The organism is Kitasatospora sp. NPDC032150, assembly GCF_055579945.1.
Genome location: NZ_JBVIMH010000022.1, coordinates 17,038 through 28,999 on the forward strand (window position 1 = coordinate 17,038; position 11,962 = coordinate 28,999).

At 71.9% G+C, this 11,962-nt stretch carries 10 protein-coding genes and 1 pseudogene; 6 read left to right on the forward strand and 5 right to left on the reverse strand.

Annotated elements, in window-relative coordinates; all coding sequences use genetic code 11:
• The first annotated feature begins 126 nt into the window (after positions 1–126).
• Positions 127–405, forward strand: a complete 279-nt coding sequence (locus tag ACZ5ON_RS24150) for an HPr family phosphocarrier protein (RefSeq protein WP_465596333.1) — start codon at positions 127–129, stop codon at positions 403–405.
• A 108-nt stretch (positions 406–513) separates the two neighbouring features.
• Here the strand turns inward: ACZ5ON_RS24150 and ACZ5ON_RS24155 are convergent, their stop codons facing one another.
• Positions 514–1,425 carry a glutaminase gene (locus ACZ5ON_RS24155; protein ID WP_465596336.1) on the reverse strand — a complete coding sequence of 304 codons (912 nt, stop codon included), beginning with the start codon at positions 1,423–1,425 and terminating at the stop codon, positions 514–516.
• Between the two features lie 371 nt (positions 1,426–1,796).
• Between ACZ5ON_RS24155 and ACZ5ON_RS24160 the strand changes: the two genes are divergently transcribed.
• On the forward strand, positions 1,797–2,342 hold the full coding sequence (locus tag ACZ5ON_RS24160) for an FHA domain-containing protein (protein WP_465596339.1): 546 nt from the start codon (positions 1,797–1,799) through the stop codon (positions 2,340–2,342).
• A 63-nt stretch (positions 2,343–2,405) separates the two neighbouring features.
• Here the strand turns inward: ACZ5ON_RS24160 and ACZ5ON_RS24165 are convergent, their stop codons facing one another.
• From ACZ5ON_RS24165 to ACZ5ON_RS24175, 3 genes are all read right to left on the reverse strand, one after another.
• On the reverse strand, positions 2,406–3,599 hold the full coding sequence (locus ACZ5ON_RS24165; RefSeq protein ID WP_465596342.1) for an RtcB family protein: 1,194 nt from the start codon (positions 3,597–3,599) through the stop codon (positions 2,406–2,408).
• A gap of 316 nt (positions 3,600–3,915) precedes the next feature.
• Complete coding sequence (locus ACZ5ON_RS24170) at positions 3,916–5,304, reverse strand: M16 family metallopeptidase (protein WP_465596345.1); 1,389 nt, start codon at positions 5,302–5,304, stop codon at positions 3,916–3,918.
• Positions 5,301–6,629, reverse strand: coding sequence for a M16 family metallopeptidase (locus tag ACZ5ON_RS24175; protein WP_465596348.1), 1,329 nt, complete (start codon positions 6,627–6,629; stop codon positions 5,301–5,303). The genes ACZ5ON_RS24170 and ACZ5ON_RS24175 overlap by 4 nt, the downstream gene beginning before the upstream one ends.
• A gap of 284 nt (positions 6,630–6,913) precedes the next feature.
• Between ACZ5ON_RS24175 and ACZ5ON_RS24180 the strand changes: the two genes are divergently transcribed.
• Positions 6,914–9,376, forward strand: coding sequence for a DNA gyrase/topoisomerase IV subunit A (locus ACZ5ON_RS24180; protein ID WP_465596351.1), 2,463 nt, complete (start codon positions 6,914–6,916; stop codon positions 9,374–9,376).
• Positions 9,377–9,459: 83 nt separating this feature from the next.
• Here the strand turns inward: ACZ5ON_RS24180 and ACZ5ON_RS24185 are convergent, their stop codons facing one another.
• The gene (locus ACZ5ON_RS24185; protein ID WP_465596354.1) at positions 9,460–9,705 is read right to left on the reverse strand and encodes a hypothetical protein; all 246 of its coding nucleotides are present in this window, start codon (positions 9,703–9,705) and stop codon (positions 9,460–9,462) included.
• Positions 9,706–9,743: 38 nt separating this feature from the next.
• Here ACZ5ON_RS24185 and ACZ5ON_RS24190 point away from each other — a divergent pair, with 38 nt between their 5' ends.
• From ACZ5ON_RS24190 to ACZ5ON_RS24200, 3 genes and pseudogenes are all read left to right on the forward strand, one after another.
• Complete coding sequence (locus tag ACZ5ON_RS24190; RefSeq protein WP_465596357.1) at positions 9,744–10,643, forward strand: sucrase ferredoxin; 900 nt, start codon at positions 9,744–9,746, stop codon at positions 10,641–10,643.
• 106 nt (positions 10,644–10,749) lie between these two features.
• A pseudogene (locus ACZ5ON_RS24195) lies at positions 10,750–11,184 on the forward strand (helix-turn-helix domain-containing protein); the annotation flags it as partial.
• A 249-nt stretch (positions 11,185–11,433) separates the two neighbouring features.
• Positions 11,434–11,841: a hypothetical protein gene (locus ACZ5ON_RS24200; protein ID WP_465596360.1), complete on the forward strand. Its 408-nt coding sequence runs from the start codon at positions 11,434–11,436 to the stop codon at positions 11,839–11,841.
• Positions 11,842–11,962: the final 121 nt, after the last annotated feature.

Genomic DNA, 11,962 nt, shown 5'->3' on the forward strand with positions numbered 1-11,962 from the left:
GCCCGGACGGCGCGGGTCGGTCTCAGGTCGGTCTCAGGTCGGGGACACCCGGCACGGGAGTCTCCCGCGCATGCAACACTGGTCTAGACAACATGGTCACCCAGCACCACCTGAAAGGCACGTCTCATGGCTGAGCGCCGCGTCACCATCGGTTGGGCCGAGGGCCTGCACGCCCGTCCCGCCTCCGTCTTCGTCCGCGCGGCGACCGCCGTCGGTGTGCCGGTCACCATCGCCAAGGAAGGCGGGAACCCGGTGAACGCCGCTTCCATGCTGGCTCTGCTGGGCCTCGGTGCCCAGGGCGGCGAGGCGGTCGTGCTCGCCTCCGACGCCGAGGGTGCCGAGGGCGCCCTGGACCTTCTCGCCAAGCTGGTCCAGGAGGGCCTCGACGAGCTCCCCGCCGCCTGACCCGGGCGGCACCGGCACCCGGGTCCACCACGTTCCTGCGCGGCGGGGCCGACCCCGGAGGTCAGCCCCGCCACCCGGCCGTCCCGTGGGCAGAAACGTTCCGGCAGGTCAGAACACCGACCAGCCCGTCACGGTGGTCAGCGCGTCCAGCGCCGCCACGCCCAGCACCGAGTTCCCCGCCGCATCCAGCCCAGGGCTCCACACGCACACCGCGCCCCGCCCCGGCAGCACCGCCAGCACTCCGCCGCCGACCCCGCTCTTGCCAGGCAGTCCGACCCGGTACGCGAACTCACCTGCCGCGTCGTACGTCCCGCAGGTCAGCAGCACCGCGTTGATCCGCTTCGCCTCACTGCGCGTCAGCAGCCGCGAGCCGTTCGCCCGCAGACCGTGCCGGGCCAGGAAGCGTCCGGCCAGCGCCAGGTCCCGGCAGCTCGCCGCGATCGCGCAGTGCGCGTAGTAGTGGGCCAGCACGCTGTCCACCGGGTTGCGCAGATTGCCGTAACTCGCGATGAAGTGCGCCAGCGCCGCGTTCCGGTGGCCGCTGCGCGCCTCCGAGGCCGCCACCGTGTCATCCGTACCGATGGCCGCGTTCCCCGACTCCGCGCGCAGGAACTCCCGCACCGCACCCGCCGCGTCGCCGGTCAGCTCCAGCAGGCGGTCGGTCACCACCAGCGCACCCGCGTTGATGAACGGATTGCGCGGGATACCGGCCTCGGTCTCCAGCTGGACCAGCGAGTTGAACGGGTTGCCCGACGGCTCCCGCCCCACCCGGTGCCACAGGTCGTCGCCGCCCTCCGCCAGCGCCAGTGCCAGCGTGAACAGCTTGGAGACGCTCTGGATCGAGAACGGCTGCTCCCAGTCCCCCGCCCCGTACACCTCACCGTCCATGGTGGCCAGGGCCATCCCGAAGGACTCGGGGTTCGCCTCCGCCAACACCGGTATGTAATCCGCCGGCCGACCTCGCGCGGGCGCCCGGCGGGCCGTCTCCATCACGTCGTGCAACAACTGCTGGTAGTCCACCCAGCCATTCTGCCGGGCCGCCCGGAATGGTGACATTCCTCCCCATCGGTGGAGACACTCCCGTCTCGGGTTGGCCGGACGGGCCCGCCGCCGCGGCGCCTCGCCGACCCGGTGCGCACTGCCGTCGCCGGGCGGCCCCTGCTCGACTACCGGTTCGTCCGGCGCGGGCACCGCCTCCCGGCCCGCCGGGTGAGCTCCGGGCCGCGTCCAGCGCCCACGCGCTCGACCGCCGCCGCCCGCCGTTCATCGCGAAGGGCCCCGCAGGTCGCCCGCCGGCCCGTCAGCCGAGAGGCTCACACCCTCCCGCCACCCGCACCGGGCACCCGGCCGAGTTCTGGACACCTCACACCACGACAACCGACAATTTCCACATGGCACTTCCAGAGATCCGCACCCAGGTCCCCCGGCCGACCGAGGCCGAGCGGGACCATGCGGTCTCCGTCCTGCGTGATGGCGTCGGCAGCGGCCGGCTGTCCCACGACACCTTCCTGGGCCGGCTCGAACTCGTCCTGAACGCCCGCAGCCGGGCCGAACTCGACGCCGTCCTCAGCGACCTGCCCCAGGGCGGCCGGCTGCCCGGTCTGCTGCTGCGCGCCGTCGGCGGGCTCTCCGCCTTCCGTGCCCGCCTCCGCGGCGCCTGGCGGACCGAGCAGGCCCCCGGTCTCTGCCTCCCCGCCCCCGGCGACCAGCCCGTCCGGATAGGCCGCATCCCCGGCTCAGACCTCCGCCTCACCGACAGCTCGGTCTCCCGTCAGCACGCCGAACTCCGCCACCACGACGGTGGTTGGACCCTCCACGACCTGGGCTCCACCAACGGCACCCACGTCAACGGCCTGCGCATCATCGGCGCCGTCCGGGTCCACCCCGGCGATCTGGTCACCTTCGGCACCGTCAGCTTCCGCCTGGCGCCGGGGTGACCGGCACCGGGGGCCCGCACGAGTGGGGCCGGGGTGCGTCCCGGCACACCCCGGCCCCACGGTTCAGCCCTTGACGCAGACCACCTGCTTGAGGTGTGCGACCACCTCGACCAGGTCCTTCTGCTGAGCCATCACCCGCTCGATCGGCTTGTAGGCGCCGGGGATCTCGTCGACGACCCCGGCGTCCTTGCGGCACTCCACGCCCTTGGTCTGCTCCACGAGGTCCTGTGTGGTGAAGCGCTTCTTCGCGGCGGTGCGGCTCATCTTCCGGCCCGCGCCGTGCGACGCCGAGTTGAAGGCCGCCTCGTTGCCGAGACCGCGGACGATGTACGAACCGGTGCCCATCGAGCCCGGGATGATCCCCAGGTCACCGGAGCCCGCCCTGATCGCACCCTTGCGGGTCACCAGCAGGTCGGCGCCGTCGTAGCGCTCCTGGGCCACGTAGTTGTGGTGGCAGCTGATCACCTCGTCGAAGGCGACCTTCGCCTTCGGGAACTCGCGGCGGACAACGTCCTGGAAAAGCGCCATCATGATCGCCCGGTTGTTCTTGGCGTACTCCTGCGCCCAGAACAGGTCCTCGCGGTAGGCCCGCATCTGCGGGGTGTCCGCGATGAAGACCGCGAGGTCGCGGTCGACCAGGCCCTGGTTGTGCGGAAGCGAACGGGCGACACCCATGTGGTGCTCCGCCAGCTCCTTGCCGATGTTGCGCGATCCGGAGTGCAGCATCAGCCAGACGGTCCCGGTCTCGTCCAGGCAGAACTCGATGAAGTGGTTGCCCGAACCGAGCGTTCCCATCTGCTGCGCGGCCCGCTCCCGCTTCCACCGCACCTCGGGCGCGATGCCGTCGAAGCGCTGCCAGAAGTCGTCCCACCCGGCGGTCGCCAGGCCGTGCAGCTTGCGCGGGTCGACCGGGTCGGAGTGCATGCCCCGGCCCACCGGGATCATCTGCTCGATCCTGGAGCGCAGCCGCGACAGGTCGTCCGGCAGGTCCCCGGCGGTCAGCGAGGTCTTGACGGCGCTCATTCCGCAGCCGATGTCCACTCCGACCGCCGCCGGGCAGACCGCGCCCTTCATGGCGATGACGGAGCCGACGGTGGCGCCCTTCCCGAGGTGGACGTCGGGCATCACGGCGAGGCCGTGCAGCCAGGGCAGGGAGCTGATGTTGCGCAGCTGCTGCAGGGCCTGGCCCTCGACGGTGGCCGGGTCGGTCCACATCCGGATCGGGACACGGATGCCGGGTACCTCGGTGTACGACATGGTTGCACGACCTCCAAAGGTCGGTTGGTTCGAGCCTGGGTGTGGTGTGGTGCCACGCGAAGCTTCCGGCGTGGCTCGGGGAAGTCCGAAGAGAGCGTCGGTGCTCAGGCAGAGCGGCGGCGGAGATAGCGCGATCGTGGGGAGCGCCGGTACGTGGTGGGCTCGACCCGCATGGTGATCGCCTCCTCTCCTGCCGTGCCGGGTGTTCCGTGCTGCGGTGGATATCTATCCACGCCGGCCGGGGAGGGCGCAAGCGGATAAACGCGAGCGGGCCCGGCGGAGCTGATGCTCCGTCGGGCCCATCGGCGGGTGGCGGTCAGGAGGTGAGGACGGTGACCTCGCCGATGCCGAGTTCCCTGACCTGGTCGGCGATGGCGGCGGCGTCGCCGACCAGGACGGTGACCAGGCGGTCGGGCGGGAAGGCGGCGACGACGGCCTCGGTGGCGGCGGCGGTCGGGAGGGCGGCGAGCTGCCGGTAGACCTCGGCCTGGTGGTCGTCGGGCAGGCCCTGCTCGACCTGGTCGGCGAGGGTCACGGCGACGGAGCCCGCGGTCTCGTACTTGAGCGGGGCGACCCCGACCAGGTACTGGACGGCGTCGTCGCGCTCGCCGTCGGTGAGACCCTCGGCGGCCAGGGTGCGCAGGATGGTCCAGGTGTCCGCCAGCGCGGGGGCGGTGGACGCGGTGTCCACGGAGCCGCTGATGGCGAGCAGGGCGCGGCCGCTGCCGTCGGCGGCGGAGCGCAGCGGCTGGGCGAAGGCGCGGACGCCGTAGGTGTAGCCCTTCTCCTCGCGCAGGACCTTGTCGAGGCGGGAGGTCAGGGTGCCGCCCAGGCAGTAGGTGCCGAGGATCTGGGCGGCCCAGCGGGAGTCGTGGCGGTCGGGTCCGATGCGGCCGATGAGCAGCTGGGTCTGCACCGAGCCGGGCCGGTCGACGATCACGACGCGGCCGGTGTCGTCGGCGGTGACCGGGGCGTGCACGCTGCGCTCGGCGGGGCTGCCCGTCCAGGCGCCGAGGGTGCTTTCGAGCAGCGGCAGCAGGTCGGTGCCGGAGAGGTCGCCGACGACCACCACGGTGCTGGTGGCGGGCCGGATGTGGGCCTGGTAGAAGGCGTGGACGGCGGCCCGGGTGATGTTCTTGACGGTCTCGGCGGTGCCGCTGCGCGGGCGGGAGAGCCGGTCGGTCTCGTCGAAGAGCGTGGCGTAGAAGGCCTTTGCGGCCCGCCGGGCGGGGTTGGCCAGCTCGTGGACGATCTCGTCGAGGCGGTTGGCGACCAGGCGGTCGATCTCGTCCTCGGGGAGGGCGGGGGCGCGCAGCGCGTCGGCGAGCAGGGTGAGGCCGCGCTCCAGCCGGGAGGCGGGGACCTCCAGGGAGACCCGGATGCCGGCGTGGTCGGCGTGGGCGTCGAGGGTGGCGCCGGCGCGTTCGAGCTCACCGGCGAACTGCTCGGCGTCGAGCGTGTCGGTGCCCTCGCTGAAGGCGCGGGCGAGGATGCCCGCGATGCCGTCGAGGCCGGCCGGTTCGACGGCGAGCGGGGCGTCGAGGAGGACCTCGACGGCCACCAGCTGCTGGCCCGGGCGGTGGCAGTGCAGCACGGTGAGCCCGTTGCCGAGGGCGGCGCGCTCGGGTGCCGGGAAGGCCCACGGGGTCGGGGTGCCGGGGGTGGGCTGGGGGTGGAAGGTCATGGTCGGGGTGTGGTCGGTCATTCCGCCGCCTCCTCGTTCTGGTCGTTGTCGGCGGTGGTGGTCGGCTCGTAGACCAGGACGGCACGGTTGTCGGGCCGCAGCCGGGCCGCGGCGACGGCCCTGACCTCTTCGGCGGTGACGTCGAGGACCTTGGCGAGCGCGGCGTTCAGCAGCTTGGGGTCGCCGAACAGGACGGCGTAGCGGCAGAGTTCGTCGGCGCGGCCGGCGACGGTGGTGAGCCGGTCGAGCCATTCGCGCTCGATCTGGGCCTGGGCGCGCTCGAGTTCCTCGGCGGTGGGGCCCTCGGCGGCGAAGCGGGCGAGCTCCTCGTCGACGGCGGTCTCGATCTGCTGGATGGTGGCGTCGCCCGAGGTCTTGACGTCGAGCCAGCCGAGCGAGGGTGCGCCGGCGAGGCGGAGCATGCCGAACCCGGCAGCGACGGCGGTGCGGTCACGGCGCACCAGGCGGTTGTAGAGCCGGCTGGACTCGCCGGAGCCCAGGATGGTGAGGGCGAGATCGGCGGCGTCGGCCTCACGGTTGCCGTCGTGCGGGAGCCGGTAGGCGGCCATCAGCGCGCGGGAGGGCACGTCCTCCTCGACGACCTCGCGGATCTCGCGGCCGATGGTCTCGGGGAGGCTGCCGTCACGCGGGGGCTGCTTGCCGCTGTGGGCCGGGATGGTGCCGAAGTACTTCTCGACCCAGGCGATGGTCTGCTCGGGGTCGAGGTCGCCGACGATGGCGAGGACGGCGTTGTTGGGCGCGTAGTAGGTGCGGAAGAACTCGCGCGCGTCCTCGAGGGTGGCGGCGTCGAGGTCGGCCATCGACCCGATGGGGGTGTGGTGGTACGGGTGGCCGTCCGGGTAGGAGAGCGCGGTGAGCTTCTCGAAGGCGGTGCCGTACGGGACGTTGTCGTAGCGCTGGCGGCGCTCGTTCTTGACGACGTCGCGCTGGTTCTCCATGGAGGTCTCGTCGAGCGCGGCGAGCAGGGAGCCCATGCGGTCGGCCTCCAGCCAGAGGGCGAGCTCCAGCTGGTGGGCCGGCATGGTCTCGAAGTAGTTGGTGCGCTCGAAGCTGGTGGTGCCGTTGAGGGAGCCGCCGGCGCCCTGGACCAGTTCGAAGTGGCCGTTGTTGGAGACGTTGGCGGAGCCCTGGAACATCAGGTGCTCGAAGAGGTGGGCGAGGCCGGTGCGGCCCTTGACCTCGTGGCGGGAGCCCACGTCGTACCAGAGGCAGACGGCGGTGACGGGGGTGAGGTGGTCCTCGGAGAGCACGACGCGCAGGCCGTTGGCCAGGCGGTGTTCGGTGATGGCGAGGCCTTGGGATGCGGCGGGGGCCGGGTTGGCCATGCGTTTGGGGTCCTTCCCGTCTTCGACTGCTGGTCGGGGGGTACGTACCGTGTCCCCATTGTGGTCCAACGCGTGAGGGCCGGAGATGTGTCCGTGTTCTCGGGGCGTTCGCCAGGGGCGGAAGTGCGGCCGGGGGAAGGCAGCGGGTAGCCCTTGACAGTTGCTGTCAGCGGGAGGGTCCACAATGGGGGGCGCCGTGCCCCCGTACGGTTTGAGTCAGTCATCACAGGATCCACGCAGCCGACCGAGCAGCCGACAGCCAGACACAAGGGAGCCCCGCCGCGATGGCCCGCCGTAGTTCGCCCACCCCGCCGCCCGGAGATTTCGAGGAGCGGATCCTCGACGTCGATGTGGTTGACGAGATGCAGGGTTCCTTCCTGGAGTACGCCTACTCGGTCATCTACTCGCGTGCCCTGCCGGACGCCCGCGACGGCATGAAGCCGGTGCACCGCCGGATCCTGTACCAGGCCAACGAGATGGGCCTGCGTCCCGACCGGGCGCATGTGAAGTGCGCCCGTGTGGTCGGCGAGGTGATGGGCCGGCTGCACCCGCACGGTGACGCGTCGATCTACGACTCCGTGGTGCGCATGGCGCAGCCGTTCTCGATGCGGCTGCCGCTGATCGACGGCCACGGGAACTTCGGTTCGCTGGGCAACGACGACCCGCCGGCCGCGATGCGGTACACCGAGTCGCGGCTGACGGCGGCGTCGATGGCGATGGTGGAGTCGATCCACGAGGACACCGTCGACTTCGGGCCGAACTACGACGGCAGCGAGCAGGAGCCCCTGGTGCTGCCCGCGGCCTTCCCGAACCTGCTGGTGAACGGCGCCTCGGGGATCGCGGTGGGCATGGCGACCAACATGCCGCCGCACAACCTCTCCGAGGTGGTGGCCGCCGCCCGGCACCTGATCAAGCACCCGAACGCGGACCTGGAGACGCTGATGCGTTTCGTCCCGGGTCCGGACCTGCCGACGGGCGGGCGGATCGTGGGGCTCTCGGGCATCCGGGACGCGTACGCCTCGGGCCGCGGCACCTTCAAGATCCGCGCGACGGCCTCGATCGAGAACGTCACCGCGCGCCGCAAGGGGATCGTGGTCACCGAACTGCCGTACACGGTGGGCCCCGAGAAGGTGATCGCCAAGATCAAGGACCTGGTGGGCGCGAAGAAGCTCCAGGGCATCGCGGATGTCAAGGACCTGACGGACCGTGAGCACGGTCTCCGCCTGGTGATCGAGGTGAAGAACGGTTTCGTCCCGGAGGCGCTGCTGGAGCAGCTCTACAAGTTGACGCCGATGGAGGAGACCTTCGGCATCAACAACGTCGCCCTGGTCGACGGCCAGCCGCTGACGCTCGGTCTGAAGGAGCTGCTCGAGGTCTACGTCGACCACCGCTTCGAGGTGGTCCGCCGGCGCAGCGAGTTCCGGCGCGGCAAGCGGCAGGAGCGGCTGCACCTGGTCGAAGGCCTGCTGGTGGCGCTGGTCGACATCGACGAGGTCATCGCGATCATCCGCAACAGCGACAACGCGGCGCAGGCGAAGGAGCGACTGATCGAGCGCTTCTCGCTGTCGGAGACTCAGACTTCGTACATCCTGGACACTCCGCTGCGCCGACTGACCCGGTTCGACCGGGTGGAGCTGGAGGACGAGCAGCGCAAGCTGAACACCGAGATCGCCGAGCTGACCGAGATCCTGGAGTCGGACACCAAGCTGCGCGGTGTGGTGTCGGGCGAACTGGGTGCGGTGGCCAAGCAGTTCGGTACCGAGCGGCGCACGGTGCTGCTGGAGGCGGGGACGGTGCCGAGTGCGGCGCTGTCGGTGCCGCTGGAGGTGGCGGACGACCCGTGCCGGGTGCTGCTGTCCGCCACCGGCCTGCTGGCGCGGACGATGGACAGTGAGCCGCTGGACTTGGCGGAGCCCGTGGCGAAGCGCGCGAAGCACGACGTGATCGTCTCGGCGGTGCCGGCCACGGCGCGGGGCGACGTTGGTGTGGTGACGTCACTCGGCCGGGTGCTGCGGCTGCCGGTGATCGACCTGCCGGCGCTGCCGCCGGCGTCCTCGCTGTCGCTGTCCGGCGGCGCCGCGGTGGGCGAGTTCCTGCGGCTCGACGAGGGCGAGCGGGCGCTGGCGCTGACCACGCTGGACGAGTCCTCGCCGGGGCTCGCACTGGGCACGGTGCAGGGTGTGGTGAAGCGGGTGGTGCCCGAATGGCCCGCGAACAAGGACGAGTTCGAGGTGATCGCCCTCAGGGAGGGTGACGAGCTGGTCGGCGCGGTGGAGCTGCGCACCGGCGAGGAGGACTTGGTCTTCATCACCTCGGACGCGCAGCTGCTGCGCTACCCGGCGGGCCAGGTGCGTCCGCAGGGCCGCCCGGCGGGCGGTATGGCCGGCATCAAGCTCTCGGACGGGGCGCGGGTCATCTCGTTCACGGCGGTGGACCCGGCCGCGGACGCAGTGGTGGTCTCGGTCGCGGGCTCCCCGGGGACGCTGGCGGGCGAGGTGCAGTCCACCTGGAAGGTGACGCCGTTCGAGCAGTACCCGCGCAAGGGCCGGGCGACGGGCGGAGTGCGCTGCCAGCGCTTCCTGCGCGGCGAGAGTGCGCTGGCCTTCGCCTGGGCGGGTCCGGCTCCGGCGCTGGCCTCGGCGGCCGGCGGGGCTCCGGTGGACCTGCCGGAGCGCGACCCGCGCCGCGACGGTTCGGGTACGCCGGTGTCGAAGCCGATCGTCGCGGTGGCCGGCCCGGCCAGGTAGTCGGGGGCAGTGCCGGGGGCCGCGCGAGATCATCACCGATGTCTCGCGCGGCCCCCTTCACCGGACTTCCGCCTCCCCGCGTCTCATCCGAAGGCGGCCTGGATCCTGGCTTCGCTCTCGGTGGGCAGCCGGTCCGGCTCGTCGTCCGGGAGCCGGACGCTCCCGGCGAGTTCGGAGAGCGGGGCCGGCAGGTCCGGGAGCGAGGGCGTGGTCAGCGACATCACCAGCAGCGAGGAGACCTCGGGCAGCCGCAGGTGGACGTCGACCTGCGATCCGTCGGCGCGGAGTGGAACTCGTCGCAGGCATGGTCGAGGGTCTTGCTCCGTCACCCTCGTGGCCCACACCACCCGCGGGTAGGGTTGCCCGGGTGATCACCTGTACGACGCTGTCGCGCGAACTGACCGAGCCACTGGCCGCCACCGCCGCGACCGCCGCGACCTGGCTGCTGATCGAGCAGTCCGGGCCGTGGGGCGCCAAGGCACTCACCGAGAGCCATCTGGACGCCGAGGTCGGCCGGGCCCTGGACGCGGCCTGCGCGGGTACGGGTGTCCGGATCGCGCTGATCCGGCACCCCGGACGGCACGCGGACTGCCTGCCCGCCGTCCGGCACGAGGTGATCGTGGCGCACACCGCCCCCGGCCGCTCCTGGGTGCGCCGGGCCGCCGTGGAGGATCCGGCGGAGCTGCTGGAACTGGACTTCGCGGCCCTCGGCGCCGGCGAGCACCGCGGCTTCGGCGAGGCCCACGTGGGCGGCCCGATCGCGCTGGTGTGCACCAACGGCCGCCGGGACCGCTGCTGCGCGCTGCTGGGCCGTCCGCTGGCGGCCGAACTCGCGGCGGCCGGGCACAGCGAGGTCTGGGAGATCACCCACCTGGGCGGTCACCGCTTCTCCCCGACCATGCTGGTCCTGCCGTACGGCTACGCCTATGGGCGGCTGACCGGAACGGCGGCCAAGGAGGTGCTCGCGGCGACGGCCGCGGGGCACATGCTTCCCGAGTGGTCGCGGGGCCGCTCGTACTGGGACCGCCCCGGCCAGGCGGCGGAGCACGCGGTACGGCTGCTGATCGGTGAGACCTCGGCCGACGTTCTTAGCGTCGGCCGGGCGCAAGGCGCGATCGAGGTGCGGCACAGCGACGGCCGCCGCTGGCTGGCCGAGGTCGCCGAGCGGGCGAGCGAGCCGGCCCGCCCGGAGAGCTGCGGGAAGGCTCCGGGCACCCCGTCCCGGATGGACGTGGTCTCGCTGCGGGAGATACCGCCGCAGCGGTGACGGCCCGCCACCCGCCGTGGGCGCGGGACGGGCCGCCGGCCGGCCACCGGCTCAGCCGGCCCTGCCGACGAACTCGGTGGTGTAGGTCCTGCTCAGGTCGAGCTGCGACGTGATGATGGTGACCGCCGCCCGGGACGTCTCCACCGTGCACGCCGCGATGCAGCACGGCGCACTCCAGTACCTGGTCAAGCCGTTCACCTTCGCCGGCCTGCGGGAGGTCGCGTACGCGGAGCTGCGCCATGCGCTGGCCGGACCGGCCGCGCGGGAGACCTGCCAGGACGAGGTGGACCGGATGTTCGCCACCATGCGCAGCGCCGCGCCGCCAGCTGCGCCTCTCCCCAAGGGGCACTCGGCGCCCACCACCGACCTGGTGCTCGGCGTCCTCAGACGGGCCGGTCGTCCGCTCTCCGCCCAGGAGGTCGCCGACCGCTCCGGGCTGAGCCGCCCCACCGCCCAGCGCTACCTCAAGCAGCTGGAGCGCGACAGCCGGCTGCGGCTGAGTCTGCGTCACGGCGACACCGGGCGCCCCGAGCACCGCTACCCGCTGCCGTCCGCGGCTGACCCGCCGTCCCCTCCGCCGTCCGCCGGTGCACGCCGTCAGCCGTTCACGACTGATCATTTCGACACTCCTCGCCCGACGCGAACCTGACAGGAATTCCCGAAACTGGTAACTCTTCTCACTATGCCCGATCACAAAACGTGACGTTACCCATAGTGACTGGCACGTTACGTGGATGACATAGTCGGCAGAGCAAGCACATCCGGCTCTGATTCAAAGGAGAACAGTGCCATGATCTCGCGTATCGCAGGTCTGGTGGTCGGCACGGCGGCGATCCTGGCGGCCGCGGCAGGGCCCGCGCCCGCCGCCCCGGCAACCACGGAGACCGTGAACCCCGCATGCCTCGCAGCCCTGAACCGCCCCTGCGCCTGGCAGCAGGCGAGCGGCAGCAGCTCCGGAATCGTCGGCTCGGCCAGGGTCTACGCCGCCGACGACCAGCTGACCATGCTCCGGGTGGAGGTGAAGATCGAGCGCGCCTGGGGCAGTCCCTGGGAGACCGTCGCCTCCACCACCATGATCCGCAACGGGACGATACAGCTGTCCACGCCCTCGGTGGTCACCGAGTACCGCACGATGGTCTGTGCGACCGGTGGCCCGGCGGTGAGCGCCGAAGAGCAGATCACCACCTGTACCCGCTGACGCCTCGGGGGGTGGGGGGACAAAAAGCTCAGACCCCCCCACCCACGACGGCCAGACAGGCCACAAACCCCCAAACGGGGGCATTTACCCCGTCTCAACCGCGCCAGCACCAGTTAGTGGC